Annotated in this window: 21 protein-coding genes; 12 read left to right on the forward strand and 9 right to left on the reverse strand. The window is 69.2% G+C overall.

The window, feature by feature from the left end; genetic code table 11:
- The first annotated feature begins 66 nt into the window (after positions 1-66).
- A complete protein-coding gene (locus tag FEK34_RS16950) occupies positions 67-867 on the forward strand; it encodes an ABC transporter permease (protein ID WP_138449102.1) in 801 nt (266 codons plus the stop codon).
- A gap of 106 nt (positions 868-973) precedes the next feature.
- Here FEK34_RS16950 and FEK34_RS16955 read toward each other — a convergent pair whose 3' ends face one another.
- Positions 974-1,309 carry an RNA polymerase-binding protein RbpA gene (locus tag FEK34_RS16955; RefSeq protein ID WP_014351500.1) on the reverse strand — a complete coding sequence of 112 codons (336 nt, stop codon included), beginning with the start codon at positions 1,307-1,309 and terminating at the stop codon, positions 974-976.
- A 365-nt stretch (positions 1,310-1,674) separates the two neighbouring features.
- Here FEK34_RS16955 and FEK34_RS16960 point away from each other — a divergent pair, with 365 nt between their 5' ends.
- Positions 1,675-1,998, forward strand: a complete 324-nt coding sequence (locus FEK34_RS16960) for a hypothetical protein (protein WP_138448776.1) — start codon at positions 1,675-1,677, stop codon at positions 1,996-1,998.
- On the opposite strand, the gene FEK34_RS16965 is transcribed toward FEK34_RS16960, so the two are convergent.
- Together FEK34_RS16965 and FEK34_RS16970 are read right to left on the reverse strand one after the other, a co-directional pair.
- A complete protein-coding gene (locus FEK34_RS16965) occupies positions 1,949-3,046 on the reverse strand; it encodes a hypothetical protein (protein ID WP_349292436.1) in 1,098 nt (365 codons plus the stop codon). The two genes, FEK34_RS16960 and FEK34_RS16965, sit on opposite strands and share 50 nt — an antisense overlap.
- Positions 3,047-3,234: 188 nt before the next feature.
- Positions 3,235-3,852 (reverse strand): M23 family metallopeptidase, encoded by a 618-nt coding sequence (locus FEK34_RS16970; RefSeq protein ID WP_138449104.1) that lies wholly within the window; start codon positions 3,850-3,852, stop codon positions 3,235-3,237.
- A 258-nt stretch (positions 3,853-4,110) separates the two neighbouring features.
- Here FEK34_RS16970 and FEK34_RS16975 point away from each other — a divergent pair, with 258 nt between their 5' ends.
- Entirely contained in the window at positions 4,111-4,452 is a 342-nt protein-coding gene (locus FEK34_RS16975; RefSeq protein ID WP_249359309.1) for an ArsR/SmtB family transcription factor, read from the forward strand.
- Here the strand turns inward: FEK34_RS16975 and FEK34_RS16980 are convergent.
- Complete coding sequence (locus FEK34_RS16980) at positions 4,434-5,417, reverse strand: glycosyltransferase family 9 protein (protein ID WP_138448778.1); 984 nt, start codon at positions 5,415-5,417, stop codon at positions 4,434-4,436. The genes FEK34_RS16975 and FEK34_RS16980 overlap by 19 nt on opposite strands.
- Before the next feature lie 237 nt (positions 5,418-5,654).
- Here FEK34_RS16980 and FEK34_RS16985 point away from each other — a divergent pair, with 237 nt between their 5' ends.
- The 4 genes from FEK34_RS16985 to FEK34_RS17000 all read left to right on the forward strand — a co-directional run bounded on the left by FEK34_RS16985 (position 5,655) and on the right by FEK34_RS17000 (position 8,710).
- Positions 5,655-6,248, forward strand: coding sequence for an HdeD family acid-resistance protein (locus tag FEK34_RS16985; RefSeq protein WP_138448779.1), 594 nt, complete (start codon positions 5,655-5,657; stop codon positions 6,246-6,248).
- 61 nt (positions 6,249-6,309) lie between these two features.
- Positions 6,310-6,615: a hypothetical protein gene (locus tag FEK34_RS16990; RefSeq protein ID WP_138448780.1), complete on the forward strand. Its 306-nt coding sequence runs from the start codon at positions 6,310-6,312 to the stop codon at positions 6,613-6,615.
- Between the two features lie 178 nt (positions 6,616-6,793).
- Positions 6,794-7,405, forward strand: a complete 612-nt coding sequence (locus FEK34_RS16995) for a class I SAM-dependent methyltransferase (protein ID WP_138448781.1) — start codon at positions 6,794-6,796, stop codon at positions 7,403-7,405.
- Between the two features lie 954 nt (positions 7,406-8,359).
- Positions 8,360-8,710, forward strand: a complete 351-nt coding sequence (locus tag FEK34_RS17000) for a hypothetical protein (protein WP_036537461.1) — start codon at positions 8,360-8,362, stop codon at positions 8,708-8,710.
- 54 nt (positions 8,711-8,764) lie between these two features.
- Here the strand turns inward: FEK34_RS17000 and FEK34_RS17005 are convergent, their stop codons facing one another.
- The 3 genes from FEK34_RS17005 to FEK34_RS17015 form a co-directional block, all read right to left on the reverse strand.
- The gene (locus FEK34_RS17005) at positions 8,765-9,976 is read right to left on the reverse strand and encodes a Dyp-type peroxidase (protein WP_138448782.1); all 1,212 of its coding nucleotides are present in this window, start codon (positions 9,974-9,976) and stop codon (positions 8,765-8,767) included.
- Positions 9,969-10,526 carry a copper chaperone PCu(A)C gene (locus tag FEK34_RS17010; protein ID WP_138448783.1) on the reverse strand — a complete coding sequence of 186 codons (558 nt, stop codon included), beginning with the start codon at positions 10,524-10,526 and terminating at the stop codon, positions 9,969-9,971. Before FEK34_RS17010 ends, FEK34_RS17005 begins: the two co-directional genes overlap by 8 nt.
- A 464-nt stretch (positions 10,527-10,990) precedes the next feature.
- Entirely contained in the window at positions 10,991-11,590 is a 600-nt protein-coding gene (locus FEK34_RS17015) for a hypothetical protein (protein WP_212748775.1), read from the reverse strand.
- A gap of 160 nt (positions 11,591-11,750) precedes the next feature.
- On the opposite strand from FEK34_RS17015, the gene FEK34_RS17020 reads away from it, so the two are divergent.
- The 4 genes from FEK34_RS17020 (at position 11,751) to FEK34_RS17035 (ending at position 16,111) form a co-directional block, all read left to right on the forward strand.
- Positions 11,751-12,026 (forward strand): hypothetical protein, encoded by a 276-nt coding sequence (locus tag FEK34_RS17020; protein ID WP_036536874.1) that lies wholly within the window; start codon positions 11,751-11,753, stop codon positions 12,024-12,026.
- Positions 12,027-12,111: 85 nt separating this feature from the next.
- Positions 12,112-12,795, forward strand: a complete 684-nt coding sequence (locus FEK34_RS17025; protein ID WP_138448784.1) for a response regulator transcription factor — start codon at positions 12,112-12,114, stop codon at positions 12,793-12,795.
- Positions 12,792-13,829: a HAMP domain-containing sensor histidine kinase gene (locus tag FEK34_RS17030; RefSeq protein WP_138448785.1), complete on the forward strand. Its 1,038-nt coding sequence runs from the start codon at positions 12,792-12,794 to the stop codon at positions 13,827-13,829. Before FEK34_RS17025 ends, FEK34_RS17030 begins: the two co-directional genes overlap by 4 nt.
- A 797-nt stretch (positions 13,830-14,626) precedes the next feature.
- Positions 14,627-16,111, forward strand: a complete 1,485-nt coding sequence (locus tag FEK34_RS17035) for a DUF4153 domain-containing protein (protein ID WP_249359311.1) — start codon at positions 14,627-14,629, stop codon at positions 16,109-16,111.
- 196 nt (positions 16,112-16,307) lie between these two features.
- On the opposite strand, the gene FEK34_RS17040 is transcribed toward FEK34_RS17035, so the two are convergent.
- Positions 16,308-17,069 carry an SDR family NAD(P)-dependent oxidoreductase gene (locus tag FEK34_RS17040; protein ID WP_138448786.1) on the reverse strand — a complete coding sequence of 254 codons (762 nt, stop codon included), beginning with the start codon at positions 17,067-17,069 and terminating at the stop codon, positions 16,308-16,310.
- 58 nt (positions 17,070-17,127) lie between these two features.
- Complete coding sequence (locus tag FEK34_RS17045) at positions 17,128-17,988, reverse strand: LysR family transcriptional regulator (RefSeq protein ID WP_138448787.1); 861 nt, start codon at positions 17,986-17,988, stop codon at positions 17,128-17,130.
- Positions 17,989-18,077: 89 nt separating this feature from the next.
- Here FEK34_RS17045 and FEK34_RS17050 point away from each other — a divergent pair, with 89 nt between their 5' ends.
- Positions 18,078-19,097, forward strand: a complete 1,020-nt coding sequence (locus tag FEK34_RS17050) for a bile acid:sodium symporter family protein (RefSeq protein ID WP_138448788.1) — start codon at positions 18,078-18,080, stop codon at positions 19,095-19,097.
- Positions 19,098-19,143: the final 46 nt, after the last annotated feature.

Genomic DNA, 19,143 nt, shown 5'->3' on the forward strand with positions numbered 1-19,143 from the left:
GCCGAGGACTCCGCGGCGGACACCGACGCGCGCGGAGCGGCGAAACCGCGTGCGGCGGCAGTGGATATGTCGCCGCACGGACGGGTCTTCCGCGACAGCGCCATCGTCGCCTACCGAAACCTGCTGACCATCCTGCGCGTACCGACGCTGCTGGTGACCGCGACGATCCAGCCGCTGATGTTCGTGTTCCTGTTCGCCTACATCTTCGGCGCCTCGCTCGGCGGCAGCCAGTACCGGGAGTTCCTGCTGGCCGGGATCTTCGCCCAGACGGTGGCCTTCAACGCGGCGTTCACCACCGTCGGATTGGCCGGCGATCTGCACAAGGGCATCATCGACCGGATGCGGACGCTGCCGATGTCACGGATGGCGGTGCTGCTCGGGCGCACACTGTCGGACCTGGTGGTCAACATTGTCAGCCTGATCGTCATGGTGGGCTGCGGCTATATCGTCGGCTGGCGGATCAACGGCCCGATCACCGATGCCGTGCTCGCCTTCGGAGTGATCTTGCTGTTCGCGTTCGCGATGTCATGGGTCGGCGCCCTCACCGGGTTGCTGTCTCCGACAGTGGAGGTCGCGCAGAGCGTCGGCTTGATCTGGATGTTCCCGCTGTCATTCATCTCCTCGGCGTTCATCTCCGCGCAGACGCTGCCGGGGCCGTTGCGCACGATCGCCGAATGGAATCCGATCACCGCGGTGGCCGCGGCAGGGCGCAAACTGTTCGACAACGGTTCGCCGCCGTCGTTCGCGACCCCGACCGGCTGGCCCGCCGAGCATTGTGTGGAATACGCGGTGATCTGTTCGGTGGCCATCCTTGCGGTGGTGGTGCCGTTGGCGCTGCTGCGGTATCGGCGGGTCGCCAGCCACTGACCCCGAGGCGCCGTGGCTTCGAACCCGTGGCGCCCCAGGACAGACGAAAGGCCGCTCATCCCGGACGAATCCGGTGTGAGCGGCCTTTTCCGGCGTGTGGCTGCTGTCAGCCGCGCCTGCGGGTCTTGAGCAGTTCGAGGCGCTCCTTGAGCAGTTCCTCGAGCTCTTCCTTGCTGCGCCGTTCCAGCAGCATGTCCCAGTGGGTGCGCGGCGGCTTGACCTTCTTGGCCTCCTGAGTGGTGCCCTCGAGCAGGACGCCTTCCTGGCCGTTGCGGCACAACCACGTCGGCGGGATCTCGGCGTCGTCGGCGAACGGGACGTCGAACTCTTCACCATTGTCGGTCCGATACCGGGCCATCCGGCGCGGCGCCAAATCGTGGTCGCGGTCGGTCTCGTAGCTCACCGCTCCGAGCCGACTGCCCCGGAGTACGCGATCTGCCATCTGTTCGGTCCTCTCTGTGTCTGTTGTGCCGCTGCTACGCGGCGGCGGGTTCGTGACCCTGGCGTGGCGCACCTGCCGCCACATCGGCAGGGCCGCGAACCGGTGGAGTTCCGCGTCCGGGGCGTGTCCGGACGCATCACCCCGTTGGTGTTCCGGCCGAACGCGCACGGATGCGCGGAACCGGTTGGGGTTGTTCGCGCCCGGCGTGGCTCGACCGGCGCGAACACCATGTGCTCTGTGAACGTGTGGTGGGCTACTTTCGTTCCCTGCGGGGGAGAACCTGGCTATTCTACGCTGTTCGCCGCCGTCGCCGGTGCGGCGTGCCCTGTGCGGAGGGTCGCCGGGTGCGGTTAGGGTGTCGGGTCATGTCGCGCCGGTCACTGTCCTGCCTGTGGTGCGGGCGGGAAATCGTGGGATCCGAGGTCGGGCGCCGCCGCCGGTACTGCCGTCAGTCGTGCCGCCAGCGGGCCTATGAACATCGCAACAGCTTGAAGGGGACGGGGATTCCCGAGGACTCGGTGGTGTTGAGCGCACAGGAGGCCGCCGATCTGGCCGACCGCTGGTTCGCGGCGCGGTGTGCGGCCGAGGATGTGGCGACCGCGATCGGTGAGGGTGCCGATGCGGCCGAACTCGCCGCGCTCAGTGAAACTCTGCTCCAGCTCGCCCGTGACGCCGAACGCCTGCGCTGAGATCCGCGGATTCGGATCTGCGCGAATTCGATCCGCCGGCGCGGGCGCGGCCGCGGCGGTACACCAGCAGGCTCAGACAGGCCACTACGACGATCAGGGCGAAAAAGGCGGCGACGGTGAGTGCGTCCGGACGTAGCAGCGGCTGCGCGCGCATGGCCTGCCAGAACGTCAGCCCGAACAGTCCCGCGTAGCCGACGGCGAGCACGCCGACCATATCGGTCCGCGTGCGTTCACTGCGCAACCAGGCGACGCGTGGTGCCAGTGCTGCCGAAATGATCACCGCCGCCAGCAGCACCTGGATCCCGTGGAGTCCGAGGAAATGCGGAATCCGCAGGTCGCCGCCGATGGTGCTCCAGTGGGTGATCGGCATGCCCGCCCCATCGCGGGCGAGTTCGGTGCGCAGCTCCGGCTCGATGACGGTGTGCCCGGCCATCAACTCCACGACCTTGCCCTCGGCGTCGACGACACGCTGCTTGCCGGTGTATCCCATCAGATACGCCTGCGCCATGCCCGCGACCGCCAGGACGAGACCGGCGCGGATCGCCCGTGTGGTCGGCCGGTCCACAAGCCGCTGCGCGCACAAGATCACGGCCAGCACCAGATTCGCGACGAACAGGCCGGGAACACCGGAGACGAAGATCTGCTGACCGATGACGTTCACCGGATCGGGATCGGAATTGTTGAAATGGCTGAACGTCCCGCGCGCGGCCTGCACGGCGATGAAACCGACATCGAGTACACCGGTCACCGCGAAGACGGTCCCGAGCCACCAGGTGGCACGGCGGCCCCGGTGCGGCAGCGCCAGCAGCCAGACCAGGCTGAGCCCGTAGAGGGTGAAGGCGATGCCGAACTTCAACGGTTTGAGCCAGACCGACTCCCCGAGCAGCAGTCGGTCGTCGACGATCAGGCCGCAGGCCGCGACGATCGTCAGGGCGGTCATGACGCCCACCATCGCCAGCAGTGGCCGGTGCAGGGCTGCGCGCTCGGGAAGGCCGGTGTGGGCTCGGCCCGAAGTCGTTGCCGGGGAAGCGATCTCGGGTGTGACCATGCTGCGAAACTACGAATTCGCAGTACCCGGCCACATCACGCCGACGCGCTATTGGCGCCCCCTACCGCAGTATCGGACCGCGCCCGCAGACCCATCCGCGGACCTAGGACGACGATGGCCCGTAGGCGCTCTCGCCTACGGGCCATCCCCGTGAGTTCTTCGCAGCCCCTCGATGGGGGCCGCCGGTGTCAGGAGTGGTCGCCGTGGACGCTGATCCCGCGCGCGGCCAGCCACGGCTGCGGGTCGATCGGCCCGACGCCGGGCACGTGCACCTCGTAGTGCAGATGCGGTCCGGTGGACTGGCCGCGGCTGCCGACGGTGGCGATCACGTCACCGGCGCGCACCGGCTGGCCGACGCCGACCAGGATGTCCTGCATATGGCCGTACACGCCGATGGTGCCGTCGTCCTGCTGGACGCGCACCCACAGGCCGAAACCGCTGGCCGGGCCGGCTTCGATCACGACACCGTCGGTGACGGCGGCGATCGGCGCGCCCATCGGGTCGGCGAAATCGATGCCCGCGTGCATCGCACCCCAGCGCATGCCGAAGGTGGAGCTCATCGGGCCCGCCACTGGGCGGATGGTCTTGGGCCGGGCGAATTCGATCGCGAGGCGGTTCTGTTCCCAGGCCACCGCCTCCGGAACGGTCTGGGCCCGCTGGGCCTCGGGCGGGGTGAACGCGGTGAAGGTCGCGTCGGTGGTGCCGGCCACCAGCTGCGGGGAGTGCAGGGCCTCGGTCGAGTTCTCTTCGGTGCATCCGGCGAGCACGCCGAGCGAGGCGCCGATCGCCGTCGAGGCGGCCACCACGCGGGTGGCGACGCTGCGACGACCGGTGCGCGGTGTGCCGGGACGGCGATTAAGTAACGGAACGGTCACGGGCATGGCTCGAAGCTACGGGATCGCCGGCGCTGCTCCGCAATCCTGTGGCTACCATCACCAGCGCCTATAACCCCAGTTCGATGATTACGAAGTGATAACGACACGGTTGATATTCCGTGTCGAGCTGGGCAAATGCGGTAAATGGCCGATTTGACGGCAAAACCGCCCGACGATCACACTGTGTTAGTGGCGACTAATGGAGTTCGGGCCCTCGAAGCGCTCGCCGACCCCACCAGGCGGGCGATCTTCGAAGCACTCCCGCATGCGCGACTATCGGTGGGTGAGCTGGCCGAGGCCGTCGGCGTCAGTAGCTCGGCGGTCTCACAACACCTGCGTGTACTCCGGGAGGCGCGCCTGGTGATGATGCGCCCGGACGGCAACCGCAGGCTGTACTTCCTGGACCCGCGCGGGCTGGCCGACGCCCGCGACTACGTCGAGCGCTTCTGGCCCAGCGCCATCGCCGCCTACTCCGCGGCGGTGCACACCGCGAGCGTGGACGAACAGAATCCTCAGCCGACGCGGCGGTAGGCGCGCGGACGTTCGCCGGTGCTGCCCGTCCAGGAGTGCTTACCGAGCTGGGCGTCGATCGCGCCGAGCACCTCGCTCACCCCGATCCGCAGCAGGCCCGCATCGGTGCTGTCGGCATCCGGGTCGCCGACTTGACCGGCCCACAGCACGTCGTGGCGGGCGAGCAGATGCGGCGGCGGCCCGGCTTGGCGCGGGGGAGTCGGGCCGAACAACTGCACGGTGCGGGTGCCGAACGCGGTGGCCAGATGGGCGACGCCGGTGTCGCCGCACAACACCAGCGCGGCTTCGGCGACCGTCGCGGCCAGTTCGATGAGGTTCTGTTCGCCCGCCAGCACCCGGTGCGGTGGCAGCCCGGCACGCGCGGCGATGCCGAGGGCGATCTCGCGCTCGAACTCGTCGCCGGTGATGACGACTTCCCGGCCGAGCACCGACTGATGCCGGATGACGGCGGCGAACCGGTCGGGTGGCCAGCGGCGCGCGGGTGCGCCCGCGCCGATGTGCACGACGACGGCGTCGCGGTGGCTGGTGGTGGCCACCGGCGGGACGAGGCCGAGGTTGCGCCGGTCGGCGTCGATGCCGTCGAACTCGAGCAGATGGCACCAGCGGTCCACCAGGTGCATATCGGGATCCCACTGCGGGCCGGGCAACTCGGGGAAGGCCGGATTGGCGTAGGTGAGTATGCGGCGCGCGTCCGTCTTGATCAGTTCGACGATCGATTCGGTGTCGGGCCCGTGCAGATTGACCGCGAGATCGGGGGCGGGCCCGTCCCAGCGCAGGCTGCCGCCCTCGGTGGTGGGGACCATCGCGTCGACGGACGTGATCAGATCGACGATGGGCCGAAGCCGATGCGGGGCCGCCAGGACGATGCGGTCGTCCGGCCTCGCCCGGCGCAGTGCGCGCAGCGCCGGGACCGCGGTGAGCAGTTCACCGAGACCGCGTGCCTGAAGCACGAGAACAACCGACACCCTCTTCTCCTAGCCACCCGAGACTCGTCATACCCGACCCACTCGACTCACCTGACGGCGTTCACGACGAGAGCCATTGACCCACAATTACCCGGCGTGTACAGCGGCAAACGTGATCATCACGGCGTTCTCGGTCACAGTCGGTGGCCGGTGCGCACCACCGGCGGTGACGGCGCGCGGGCACGGGCGGTGAGCAAATGCCCAGAGAACCAGGGATTTCGGGCATAACATCACTTCATGACGACGAATATCCTCCCGCAGGGCCCGGTGCAGACCCTCGCGCGTGCCGCCTGGCAATCGATCTTGGTCACCGGATTGCTCTCGGTGGTCCTCGGCGTACTGATCCTCGTATGGCCGGGCAAGACGGTGCTGGTCGCGGGCATCATCTTCGGTATCTACCTGGTGGTCAGCGGCCTGTTGCAGCTGGTCGCGGCCTTCGCGGCACCGGCGAGCGCGGGAATGCGGGTGCTGTATTTCATCAGCGGCGTGTTGTCGATCGTGATCGGTGTCTTCTGCTTCCGCGACGAGCTGACCTCGATCCTGCTGCTGGGTCTGTGGATCGGCATCGGCTGGCTGTTCCGCGGGGTCGCGGTGACGATGGCCGCGATCTCGGAGCCGGGTCTGCCGGGCCGTGGCTGGCAGGGTTTCTTCGGCGTGATCACCGCGATCGCGGGTGTCGTGCTGATCGTCTGGCCCGTCGAGTCGGTCACCACGCTGGCCTGGGTGGCCGGTATCTGGCTGGTCGTGCTCGGGATCATGGAGATGATCACCGCGTTCGGGGTGCGTAAGGACGCGAAGGATCTGGGTGTTCCGGCACAGCCGGTCGCATGACACAATCGCGGGGTCAATGGTCGACGTCGGGGGTCGACATCGAAAGGAACTGGAGGCACGAATGTTTCGTACTGCTGGGATCGTCGGTGCGCTGGCCACCGCGGGTGCCATCACCCTGCTGGCCCCGGGCGCCGCGCACGCCGCGGGCGGCACCCTGACCCTGAACGGTGCGCCGCACGCGAACCCGGTGGGCTGCTTCAACACCGGCGACAGCTTCTACACGACGCTGCAGACCACCGTCGGCAACGGCACCGATCAGGCCATCACGCTGTACGCGGGCCCCGACTGCGCGGGCCAGGCCCTCGGCGTGATCGACCCCAACACCATCGGCTACGTCCCCAGCGGCGGCAGCGTCTCGGTGCCGTAATACCCGGACCACCGAATTCCGCGTGGACCCCGCGATCTCTCGCGGGGTCCACGCGCGTTTCCGGGTAGGACGGCATACATCTCCCGCGCCCGTGAACTCTGGCGCGGGTGGCCGCGTGGGTGCGCGGTCGCGAGGGCTACGGTGGCAGGACCAGCCGACCATCGAGAAGGAGCCATCCGTGGGTGAGCGTGTTCCGAGCCAGTGGGAGGAGATCACGGCCAACGATCCCGCGCACTCCGCGTGGTACGTCGAGCGGTTCCGCGGCCTGGCCGCCCAGGGGCAGGACATCGTGGGGGAGGCCCGGCTGATCGATGCGATGCTCGGCCGGGGCTCGCGGGTGCTCGACGCCGGATGCGGGCCCGGACGCATCGGCGGCTACCTGCACGATGCCGGTCACGTGGTCGTCGGCGTCGACGTGGACCCGGTGCTGATCGAGGCGGCCGAACACGACCACCCCGGCCCGACCTGGTTGGTCGGCGACCTGGCCGAACTGGATCTGCCGGCCCGCGGCATCCCCGAGAGCTTCGACGTCATCGTGTGCGCGGGCAATGTGATGACCTTCCTCGCGCCGAGTACCCGCCGACCGGTGCTGTCGGGCTTCGCCCGCCACCTCGCCCCGGAAGGCCGGGCCGTCATCGGATTCGGCGCCGAACGTGGCTACCCGTTCGAGGAGTTCTTCGCCGACGCCGAGGCCGCGGGCCTGGCAACGGATCTGCGGCTGTCGACCTGGGATCTGCGCCCGTTCCGCGACGACTCCGATTTTCTGGTGGCCGTGTTCACCCGCGCCTGAGGTGCCGTCGCGGTGGTGAAATATCCGCGGGCGGTTCGCCATTCGAGTTCGATGCGGGAAGGTCCGTTCCGGGCGACTATTTCGGGGTCGTGTGAAATCTGCGCTATTCCAGTAGTTTTGAGGATCGCAGCGGAGCGGACCCTGGACCGAGGGTTTCGAACTGGTTCCCGGCGGCGGTATTTCGGTAGTTGCGCCGGTTGTAATAACGGGTTATCAGGCTCATCCGGCAGCTGGTGCGGATCGCTTTTTCCGGGATATGACAAATTGTTGATCTTTTGGGTCGTGCCAGTGGTCGGCTTCGTCCCAGCGCAGGGCGCGACTCGGAAGAGATCGTTCTGACCTGCCCGGATAGTTCCTCCGATGCGGCCGGCCGGTGTGGTCTGTGCGATTTGGCGGCACTGGGTCAACCGTTTCTAGATCGACATGAGTGTTATTTGTCGCGTATTCGCAGGCCAGCGAGTTGCAACAGGTGAGTTCAACTCGAGTTCACCAGAATGTGGATAACGTTAAGATAAATAATGAATCACGTTTAAATAACGTCACTACCAATGGTGTGCGGCGGTGCAAGAGCGTCGCATTTCGCACACGGATAGGAGTGGAAATGGGTTCAGTGGACCTGGGCAGCCTCGGAGACCTTCTGAGTGCATTCGGTGACATCTTCAGCGGTTTCGGCGGGCTCTCCAGCTTCTCGGCCGAGTAATACGCAGACTGCTTTGCCGACAGCCCGCCGGAGATCTCCGGCGGGCTGTCGGCTGCTCTGGGCCGGTGGACCTCGACATGGTGTTGTCGGCGACTGCGATGCGGCGAAGCGGCCGGTCTATTCCCGCTTCTGCGCAGGTCGGCGAGCTCTTTCGACGGCCGACCGGTCTGTCGCGGACGGGTGCGGGCCGCCGCGTCCGCGAAAATACGACTTGACGTAGTAGAGGCGCGTCTCATCGGCTAGCGTTGGGCGCTATGGACGTTGTCTACAACATCGTGGTTGTCACCCATCTGCTCGGAATGGCCGCGGTCGTCGGCGGTTACGCCGCGAGTCAACCCGTGGTTTCGGAGTTGATGGTGTGGGGTGCGCGGCTGCAGTTGATCACCGGTGTGATCCTGGTCGGGCTGGCGGAGTCGATCGACTCACTCGACAAGGACCTCAACATGGTCAAGATCGGGTTCAAACTGGCCATCTCGGTGCTCGTCGCGGCGTTCGCCGAAATGAGCCGCGCCGACGCCAAGCGCGGCAAGGCCGTGCCGTGGATGACGCATGCCGCCGGTGGGCTCGCGATCCTGAATGTGCTGATCGCCGCGCTCTGGACCTGAGTTCGGCGCGGCCGGTTCCCGGCGCCGGGCGTACCGGCACCGGGAACCGTGCGCTCACCGCTCGAACAGGGTCTGCCCGAGATACCCGCCGGGCGCGCGGACACCCGGCGGGATGGCGAACACCGCCGAACCCACCGGGACCGTCCACACATTGAGTGCGTCGAACTCGGCCAGACGCTGCTGCACCGGCAGGAACTGTGCCGTCACGTCCCGTTGATAGGCCGCGAACAGCAGCCCCGAGTTCGAGGTCTCGCCCGGACGCGGCGGATCGTCGTAGTTGTACCCACGACGCAGGAACCGCTCGCCGTCATGAGTGTGATGGGCGCGAGCGATATGCGACGACGGTGGGATCACCGGGATGCCGTCGCCGTCGACGGCCGCGAAATCCGGTTCGTCGAACTCGCTCGTCCCGGTCAGCGGCGCACCGTTGGACAACCGCCGCCCGACCGTCAATTCCCTGCCCTCCGGGTCGATTTCATCCCAGGTGTCCAGGGTCATCGCGATCCGGCGCAACACCAGCGACGTCCCGCCCGCCAGCCATGGCTGAGCGGCGCCGTCATCCCACACCAGCCGCTCGAAATCCGGTGTGTCCGCGACGAGATTGACCGTGCCGTCGACCTGACCCATCAGATTGCGTGGTGTGGCGCCCGGTGCGGCGTCGCGGAATCCGCGCTGCACCCAGCGCACCGCCACCAGCGACTTCACACTCTTGCAGAGCACCCGGACCGCATGTGCGACCGTCGTCGGCTCCTCGGCACAGATCTGCAACAGCAGATCGCCGTCACCGTAGGCGGGATCGAGCCGGTCGATGGGGAACGGCGGCAACGGTTTCAGCCACTGCGGGCGCCGGTCGGCCAGTCCGGCCACGTCGAACACGCGCGGGCCGAACCCGACGGTGACGGTGAGCCGCGCCGGCCGTTCGGCCAGTTCCGGTTCGGTGTCACCGAGTGCGGGGCGACCGGCGGTGAGCCGCGCCGCGTCCTCGGTCCAGATCTTCAGCACACCGACGATGTCGTCACGGTCGGTGCCCGGCCGCAGATCCAGTGCCACGAACGCCGCGTGCGCGGGAGGTGTGGTCGCGATCCCGGCCTGGTGTTCGCCGTAGAACGGCTCGACCGCCGAGGCCACGGGCGAGGGCTCGTCGCGGTGGGTGGTGAACGCGGCCGCGCCGAGGCCGAGACCGGCGACGCCCGCGGCGGCCGCACCGCCACCGAGCAGCCGCCGCCGGTTCAGCCGGACGGAACGGGCGCGGGCCGGCTCAACCACCGTGCCCCGGCGCCGCGGCGCCGTCACCGTGCTCGCCGCCGGGCTCGTAATTCTCCTGATTACCAGGGAAGTCGCGAACCTGCGCGGTGAACGTGGTGGTCGAGCCGTCGTCGAAGGTGAGCGTGACCGGCGCCTCCGAACCGGTGCGCAGCGGACCGCGCAAACCCATGAACATGATGTGGTTGCCGCCGGGCTCGAGCGCGAGATCGCCGCCCGCCGGGATGCGGAACCCGCCCGCCTTCGGGCGCATGACCTTGACGCCGTCGTCGCCGGTCACAACCTCGTGCAATTCGACGGTGGCCGAGGCCGGGCTGGTTGCCGAGACGACGGTGACGTCCTCGTCGCCGTCATTGTGCAGCTGCCCGAAGGCCGCCGACATGCCGCTGTCGGCGGCCTTGGCCCACTGCTCGGTGATGGTGACGGCCGAAGCGGCATCGGCCGGTGCGCCGGAATCGCCGGAGCAGCCGAGCGCGACCAGCGGGGCGGCGGCCACCAAGGCGGTGGCGGCCGCGCGGCGCAGGCGTGAGCGCGCGGAAACGATGTGGAACATGGGATCTCCCTGTACGGGTTGGTGTGGATGGTGGATGGTGGATGTGCGGGGTGGTTCCCTGGGCGATCCGGGCGGATGCGAACGTTGGCCGGACGTTGGCATTGCCGTGCGGCTCGCCTCGTGCGCCGCCCGGGGGCAGGCGGTCCTGCGGGGCTTGCGACGAACGTCCCGGGGCCTCAGTGGATGCGCGCTGTGTACGCAGCTCGATGAAGCCCGCGAGCGAGCGCACCTGTCGCGCCGCCGCCCAGCACGGTCCCTGAATCCGCCGGGTGACAAGGATTCAGCGAGTGCGGAGGAAGCCGGTCGGCGGCTTCGCGGCCGTGCCGACACCGGTACGGTGCTGCTGCCGGTCCTGTTCAGCGATCCGTGTTGGTGGCGGTGTGGTTCCGGCTATCCGCGCCGTGCTTCAGCGACCGATACGGTGCGGGTCACCGGTCTGCGTAGCGCGTGCTGGTCAACGTGACTCACCACGTGTACGTCGGCGCACGCATGAGCGTGCCGGCGCACGTCGCGATCGACGCTGGGAACTGCCAGGCCGCAACAGGTGGCCCACGCGTACCGCGACCGGAGGTGAGCAGCAGGCGCGGTGGAATCAGCGGATCACTGCCCGCCGCAAGAGAACTCGGCGCCCACGGCGGTGGACCGGCGAGCACGGCGCACAGTACCGACACCGCGCGACGCACGCTCGACAACGACCGCCGCACAGCGAGTTCGGCGCCCCGGATCAGCACCGCGCCGGCCGGGATGGCGACCAGGTGGGTGGCCAGCATGATCGCGGCCGAGTGCGATCCGTGGTGGTGGCCCGGCCCGGCGGTCAGGGCGAGATGGCCGATGGCCTGCCCCGCGGTCAGCAGCAGCATCACCTGCGCGAGCCCGGGCCGCAGCGGCAGGGCCCGGGCGAGCGTGCCGATCACCGCGCACGCGCCGAGCAGCAGGGTGATCGAGGCGGATCCCGGTGCGACGACACCGCCGCCGAGCGCGTGGGCGGCGATACTCACCGCGCCGCACGCGGAGCCGACGAACGCGCCCCGCAACGAGGCGACTGCCGACCCGGACGAACGCACCCACCCATACTACGGACAGTCGTAGCCCGCGCGATGCTCGGATCAGGTCACGATGAGGTCTTGACGGCGCAACCCCGCACGCTGGATACTTCGGTCGCGATAGCTGTCAGGTATCAATTGCTTCACTATCAGACGAGCATTCGTTCACGGAGTGAGCATGATGGTCCTTCACGCAGTTCACGAGTTCGTCGCGCAAGTGGCCGATCCCACGCCACAGGCGCCGCCGATCTCCGACCAGATCGACAAGCTCGTGCGCTATTTCACCTGGTTCGTGCTGCTGTCGGGCGTTCTCGGCATCACCGTGGCCGGCGGCCGCTTCGCCTGGGAGAAGTGGAACAACGGCTCGCTGGCCTCGCCGAAGATGGTGGTCGGCGGGATGCTCGGCGGCGTCATCGCCACCAGCGCGGGCACCCTGATGAACTCGCTGATCGGCTGAACCGCCCGAATCGGGCGCAGGCGCTCACCGAATCTCCACAATTGGCCCCGGATCTCTCCACAGCCGCTGGCTAATGTAAGCCCGCATGGAGCACAGTGCGGCGCGCAGGATCTTGGTGGTCGACGACGAGATCACCATCGCCGAGTCGGTGGGCGCCCGTTTGCGGGCGGAGGGGTTCGTCGTCGAACTCGCCCACGACGGACCGGCCGCGGTCGCCGCCGCCGAAGCCCGCCGGCCGGATCTGGTCGTCCTCGACGTGATGCTGCCCGGCTTCGACGGGCTCGAGGTGTGCCGGCGCATCCAGGCCGCGCACCCGGTGCCGGTGCTCATGCTCACCGCGCGCACCGACGAAACCGACCAGCTGGTCGGGCTCGGTGTCGGTGCGGACGACTATCTCACCAAACCGTTCTCACTGCGCATCCTGACCGCACGCGTGCACGCGCTGCTGCGGCGGGTGGAGCGCAGCGCCGGGGGAGACGGCGCCGCGCTCGTCGTCGGTGACCTGCGCATCGACCTGGATGAGCGCCGGGTGTGGCGGGGCGGGGTGGAAACCCAGCTGACGCCGCTGGAATTCGATCTGCTGGCGCGGCTGGCGCGCCGTCCGCGCGCGGTGCTCGCCAGGGAACGGCTGTTGGAGGAGGTATGGGACTGGGCCGACGCGGCGGGCAGTCGCGCGGTGGACAGCCATATCAAGGCGCTGCGCCGCAAGCTGGGCGCCGACCTGATCCGCACCGTGCACGGCGTCGGCTACGCGCTCGAGGCGCGATGACCGGCGCCGATCGGTGGCGGCAGCTGGCCCGCCGGATCGCCGACACGCTGCCGCGGCCGCTGGATCCGGTGCGCTCGATCAAACTGAAACTGGCGATCCTGATGCTGTGCGCGGGCGGCGTGGCCTTCGGCTACTTCCGGCTGCAAATCGGCTGGCTACCGCCACGCACAACCCTCGCCGCCACCGCGATCGCCCTGGTCACCTCGCAGGTGCTCGCGCACGGCATCACCAGGCCGCTGCGGGAGATGACCGCGGCCGCCAAACGAATGGCGCATGGCGATTACAGCCGCCGGGTGCGGGCCAGCTCCCGTGACGAGGTGGGTGAGCTGGCCGAGGCGTTCAATCAGATGGCCGCGGATCTGGCCGCCGCCGACCGGCAGCGTCGCGAGCTGATCGCCAACGTCTCCCATGAACTGCGCACGCCCGTCACGGCCTTGAACGCGCTGCTGGAGAACCTGGTCGACGGTGTGTCGCAACCGGATCCGCGCACCCTGCGCACGGCGCTCGCGCAGACCGAGCGACTCGGCCTGCTGGTGACCGAACTGCTCGATCTGTCCAGCATCGAAGCCGGTGCCCTGCCGCTGGACCGGGAACGGTTCCCGATCGAGCCGCTGCTGGCCGAGGTGGTCGCCGAAGCCGAGGTCACCACCGCCGCGCTCGGCCGCGGGGTGCGGTTCCGGACCGACGTGCGTCCCGGCGGGGTGTGCGTGTTCGCCGACCGTGCACGGTTGCATCAAGTGCTGCTCAACCTGCTCGACAACGCCGCGCGGCACGGCCCGGCCGGTGGTGAGGTGCGCATCGAGGTGAGCGGCGAACCGGACCGCGTCGTCATCGACGTCGGTGACGACGGCCCCGGCATCCCGACCGCCGAACGCGCCCACATCTTCGACCGTTTCACCCGCGGCGGCCGCGCCGACGGCGGCGGCACCGGCCTCGGCCTCGCCATCGCCCGCTGGGTGGTCGACCTGCACGGCGGCACCATCGCCGTCGCCGACCCCGGCTCCCGCATCCGAGTGATCCTGCCCGGCCACTGACCCGTACCCACCCACACCCCGGACCGGCCTGGTCCCGGGGCGATCCCGCACACCCACAGGAGGGGACACCCATGCCCAAAGAATTCGAGCCCGACGACAAGACCACAGCGATGCCGGACCACTCCCGCGCCGTCGATGCGCCGACGGCGGCCGACGACGCGGTAGTGGATGCGTCGTCGGCGGTCGGTCCAGGCGCGAAGCCCGAAGCGCCCACGTCGGCGGACACAGCTGCGCAGCGGCCGCACAGATCCGACGCTGTCGACCCATCCGCGGCGGCCGCGGTAGCGCCAGGTGAGGCGCCATCGACGGTGAGCCCGGGCGCGATGGCTGACCTACGCGGGTCGCAGGACTCGGCTTCGCGGGCGTCGCAAGGGCCTGACGCCGTCGCCGCGCAGGCAGCGTCCGACGGTGGGGTGGTGGTTGCGCCGGTGGAGCCGTCGTCGACCGTCGGTCACGGGCCCGAGCCCGCAGCACCTGAGCCGAAAGATCCGGCGTCGCAGGCGTTGCGGGGATCCGACGCCGTCGGTGCGATGGCCGCGAAGGAAGATTCGGTGAGGGCTGCGTCGGACGATGTCACGGATACGGTGCCGGATTCGGCTGGTGCAGCGGCGGGTGCGGCGGGTGATCGGCCCGCGTCCGGTGCGGTTTCGTCGCCGGCGGCTGTTGCTGGATCATCGGCGAAGGCCGGTGGTGCGTCGACTGCGGCCGAAGCTGGGACTACCGCCGGCGCGACGTCGACAGCGGTGTGGGCGGACCCGAGCACCCAGGTCCTCCCACCACCGGCGGGTGCAGTGCCGGTGACACTGCCGAGCGCCCGTCCACCGGTGACGCCGATGCCGCCGGCCGCCGCGCCGAAACCGCCGCCGCGGTGGCGGAAGGTCGCCCAGCCGTCGGGATTGCTTACCGCTGCGGCTGTTTCGGGTCTCGGCGCTGCGACGTTGATCCCGACGGATCGGCCCGGCGTCGGCTGGTTGCTGGCCGGCGGCGTCGGTGTCGCGGCCGTCGCGACCGTCGTCCACCGGTCGCGCCGCAGCGGCGGCTCGGCCACCGACAATGACCCAGCCGCGCGGTTCCCGGCCGGTCGTCTCTGGTGGACGGTGCTGGCGACGGCGTTGCTCGCGGTCGGCGCGTTGCGGGCGGCCGGATGGCTGTTCACGTTATGTGTGCTGGCCGCGGCGGCCGCGGGGTCGCTGGCGGCGGTGGGGCCGCGGTCGGTGTTCGGGCTGCGGTACGACATGTTCGCGGTTCCCATCGAGGCGGGGCGGAGCCTGCCGTGGCTGTATGCGGGTGCGCGGCGAATCCAGGGGCCGGGACGCGAGCGGGGCACGCGGCTGGCTGGGTCAGTGGCGGCGACCGCGCTGTTGCTCGCGGTGTTCGTTCCGCTGCTCGGCAGTGCGGACGCGACCTTCGCCCATATGGTCGAAAGCCTCGTGCCCGCCATCGATTCGGCCGCGGTATCGCAGTGGATCCTGATGTTCGTCATCGCGGCGCTCGGCACGGTCGGTGCGCTCTACGTGATCGCCGGCCCGCCTCGGCGCGCGTCGGGCGACGCACCGGAGTCCGGACGACGTCTGCGCCGCACCGAATGGGCGCTGCCGGTGGCCGCGTTGACGGTGTTGTTCGCGGTGTTCGTGGCGGTCCAGTTCGTGGCCATGTTCGGCGGCGACGACTATGTGCAGCGCACCGCCGGCCTCACCTACGCCGAGTACGCGCGCAGCGGCTTCTGGCAGTTGTCGACCGTCACCATCCTCACCTTGATCGTCGTGGCGATCGTCTTGCGCTGGGCGGCAAAGGATTCGGGGCCGGATCGGCTGTGGTTGCGGGTCCTGCTGTCGGCGGTGGCGGTGCTGTCGCTGATCATCGTGGCGTCGGCGCTGACCCGGATGTGGACCTATCAGCAGGCCTACGGTTTCACCGTGCTGCGTCTGCTGGTGCTGACCTGCGAGCTGTGGATCGGCTCGGTGTATTTGCTGGTGCTGGTCGCGGTGCTGCGGTTGCGGTATAGGCGGCTGGGGCGCGCGGTCGTCGGCACCGCCATGGTGACGCTGCTGGCGCTGGCCATGCTGGACCCGGAACGCATCATCGCCGACAAGAACATCGACCGCTGGCAGAACGGACACGACCTCGACATCGGCTATCTCAGTGGGCTCTCCGCCGATATCGTGCCTGCCACCGACCGCCTGCCCGCCGAGTTGCGCGCCGTCATCGCCGACCCGATCCGGGACCGACTGCCCGCCGACACCTGGCGCAGCTGGAACTACTCGCGAGCGACGGCACGATGATCGGGCCGGGTCGACGCGTCCGGTACGAGCGAGCATGCCGCCCGGGAGACTCCGGCGACTCGAGCCCAGAAGGCGGGCGGCTTGCCCACACGATGATTCCCGGCTCGGGCGTCGTCTGGGATGCGGGCACGCCGACTGCCGGATCAGCGCCACGGCGCGGGGAATCAGCCGCCGAGGACACCGGCCGGGCGTGGTCTCACCTGTCGCGCGGGGCGAGCAACCCGCCCATCAGGTTCGGGAACCATCGGTAGGCGGCGATCATGGCGCGGCTGTAGCGCGGCACGATGATGTATTGCTGATTGCGGCGCATGCCACGCATGATCGCGCAGGCCGCCCGGTCCGGGGAGAGGCTGTCGACGGGCCTGCGCCGCACCATCTTCCGCGGCTGCCGGGCGGACGGCGTGGGCGTCGCACCGGGAACCGCGACGCTGATCCGCACGCCGCTGCCCGCCGCCTCGGCCCGCAGCGACGTGGTCAGCCCGACCACCGCGTGCTGAGTCATCGCGTACGCCACCGATCGGGCCGTCGGCAGCAACCCGGCCACCGACACGGTGTTGACGATATGACCGAACCCCTGCGCCCGCATCAACGCGTATCCGTGCCGGGTTCCGTGCACCATGCCCCACAGGTCCACATCGACCATGTCGTGCCACCAGCTCAGCGGCAGCGCGCCGACGTCGCCGTCGATGCGCAGATCGGCGGTATTGAACAGATAGTCGAGGCGGCCCAGATCGGCGACGGTGCCGGTGAGCAGGCGCCGGACCCGGTCGTCGTCGGCGAGATCGACCACCTGGGTGTAGCGGGCGGCGCCGTCGAGGCCCCGCGACAACTGGCGCAGCCGCTCCGCGTCGCCGTCGGCGGCGACCACGCAGACGCCCGCTGTCACCAGCCGCCGGCACAGCGCCGCGCCGATCTCCGACGTGGCGCCGGTGACCACAGCCACTTTCTCGACACCCATCGACACAACTAAACACCGATGTTTTACATCGTCAACTCACACCCGGCTGCGGTCCCACTCAGCGGCGGGTGAACCGCAACCGGTCGATGTTCTCCACGATGGCGCGGGTCAATGCCCGTTCGGGTGCGGAGGCGGCCCGGCGCGCGGTGCTGATCAGCACGAACTCGGTGGTCCCCGGGCTCGGCAGGCCGTGCACCGGATAGAGGTCCGCGGGCAGCAGGCTCTCGCTGTGCACCGCGAACCCGAGGCCGGCGAGCACCGCGGCACGCAGGCCGAGCTGGCCTTTGGTCGTGCACGCGATGTGATGGGTACGCCCGGCGCGATCGAGGGTGCGCAAGGCGGCGTCGCGGGTCAGGCTGGGCGGCAGGTAGGTCACCACGGGTACCGGTTCGCCGGGCACGGGCGGCTGCGCGCCGGCCGGGCCCACCCACACCAGCCGATCGCTGAAGACCAAGCGGCCGTGCTGTTCGCCCGGCCTGCGTTTGACGAACGCGAGATCGAGGTGGTTGCGGCGCAGCCGCGCGTGCACCTCCTCGCTGAGCCCGACCGACATGTCCAGGTCGACGCGCGGATAGTCGCGGCGGAACTCGCGCAGGATCTCCGGCAGCGTCTCGGCCACCAGATCCTCGGAGACGCCGAAGCGGATGCGGCCGGTGACGGTCTCGCCGCCGAAATACTGCGCCGCCCGGCTCTGCGCGTCGAGGATTTCGCGCGCGAAGCCCAGCATGGCCGCACCGTCGGAGGTGAGCGTGACCGAATGGGTGTCACGCAGGAACAGCTCGCGCCCGAGTTCGCGTTCCAGCTTCGCGACGTGCCCACTGACCGTGGGCTGGCGTAGCCCGAGCTGACGCGCCGCCGCGGTGAAACCACCGTGCTGCTCGACCGCGACGAAACTGCGCAGCAGAACCGGATCGAACACTTCCGAACACCTCGCTATCGCGAATCGTAATAGCTGATATAGCAGCTATCGTATTCCCCGATGGATCGCGGCCGCCTACCGTGCTACTGGTGCGGTTGCTCAGCAAGTTCTCGATCGATGGTTTCGTCCTCGCGATCTTCGCGATGGTCGGCGTCGCGACGATCCTTCCGGCCACCGGCGCCGGGGTGGTGGTGCTGGATTGGGCCACCAAGGCCGCCATCGCCGCACTGTTCTTCATCTACGGCGCCCGCCTCTCACCCGCCCAAGCCTGGCAGGGCGTCAAACACTGGCGCCTGCACACCGTGATCCTCGTGACGACCTTCGTGGTGTTTCCGCTGCTCGGGCTGGCGCTGCGGGTCCTGGTGCCGGGAGTGTTGTCCGAGCAGCTCTATGCCGGGGTGCTGTTCCTGTGCCTGGTGCCCTCGACCGTCCAATCCTCGATCGCCTTCACCTCCATCGCACGCGGCAATGTCGGCGGGGCGATCGTGAGCGCGTCGTTCTCCAACCTGCTCGGGGTGTTCCTGACGCCGCTGCTGGTGGTGGCGTTGATGCACACGACCGGTGAGGCCCGTATCGACCCGGGCGCCGCGGTGGCGATCGTGGGGCAGCTGCTGGTGCCGTTCCTGCTCGGACAGCTGGCGCGGCCGTGGATCGGGCAGTGGCTGACCCGGCACGCGCTGCCGGTGAAACTGGTCGACCGCGGATCCATCCTGCTGGTGGTCTACGCGGCGTTCAGTGCCGGTATGCGCGAGGACATCTGGAGCAAGGTCGGCGTCGGCGACATCCTCGTGCTGCTCGCGGTGTCGGCGGTGCTGTTCGCTGTGGTGGCCGGTATCGCGACCGGCACGGGCCGGCTGTTCGGGTTCCCGCGCGAGGACCGGATCGTCATCCTGTTCGCCGGATCGAAGAAGAGCCTGGCCTCCGGCCTGCCGATGGCGGCGGTGCTGTTCGGCGGCACCGACGTCGGCCTGATGGTGTTGCCGCTCATGCTGTTCCACCAGTTGCAGCTGATCGCCTGCGCCGTCATCGCACAACGGCTGGGCAGGCAGGCCGAGGAACGCGAGCGGACCGAGGTCGCGCCGGCCGTATCCGCGCGGGCTGCCGGCTGACGCCCAGCGGGCCTCGCCGGCGATCCGACCCGTAGCGCGGGTGCCC

Origin of the sequence: Nocardia cyriacigeorgica, assembly GCF_005863245.1 — a bacterium.
Lineage (GTDB): Bacteria > Actinomycetota > Actinomycetes > Mycobacteriales > Mycobacteriaceae > Nocardia > Nocardia cyriacigeorgica_C.

Bases quoted from the DNA above. Each gene is read 5' to 3' on its own strand.
- FEK34_RS16950 (WP_138449102.1), top strand. From the start codon at position 67: ATGTCGCCGCACGGACGGGTCTTCCGCGACAGCGCCATCGTCGCCTAC.
- FEK34_RS16955 (WP_014351500.1), bottom strand. From the start codon at position 1,309: ATGGCAGATCGCGTACTCCGGGGCAGTCGGCTCGGAGCGGTGAGCTAC.
- FEK34_RS16960 (WP_138448776.1), top strand. From the start codon at position 1,675: ATGTCGCGCCGGTCACTGTCCTGCCTGTGGTGCGGGCGGGAAATCGTG.
- FEK34_RS16965 (WP_349292436.1), bottom strand. From the start codon at position 3,046: ATGGTCACACCCGAGATCGCTTCCCCGGCAACGACTTCGGGCCGAGCC.
- FEK34_RS16985 (WP_138448779.1), top strand. From the start codon at position 5,655: ATGACGACGAATATCCTCCCGCAGGGCCCGGTGCAGACCCTCGCGCGT.
- FEK34_RS16990 (WP_138448780.1), top strand. From the start codon at position 6,310: ATGTTTCGTACTGCTGGGATCGTCGGTGCGCTGGCCACCGCGGGTGCC.
- FEK34_RS17000 (WP_036537461.1), top strand. From the start codon at position 8,360: ATGGACGTTGTCTACAACATCGTGGTTGTCACCCATCTGCTCGGAATG.
- FEK34_RS17010 (WP_138448783.1), bottom strand. From the start codon at position 10,526: ATGTTCCACATCGTTTCCGCGCGCTCACGCCTGCGCCGCGCGGCCGCC.
- FEK34_RS17020 (WP_036536874.1), top strand. From the start codon at position 11,751: ATGGTCCTTCACGCAGTTCACGAGTTCGTCGCGCAAGTGGCCGATCCC.
- FEK34_RS17025 (WP_138448784.1), top strand. From the start codon at position 12,112: ATGGAGCACAGTGCGGCGCGCAGGATCTTGGTGGTCGACGACGAGATC.
- FEK34_RS17030 (WP_138448785.1), top strand. From the start codon at position 12,792: ATGACCGGCGCCGATCGGTGGCGGCAGCTGGCCCGCCGGATCGCCGAC.
- FEK34_RS17040 (WP_138448786.1), bottom strand. From the start codon at position 17,069: ATGGGTGTCGAGAAAGTGGCTGTGGTCACCGGCGCCACGTCGGAGATC.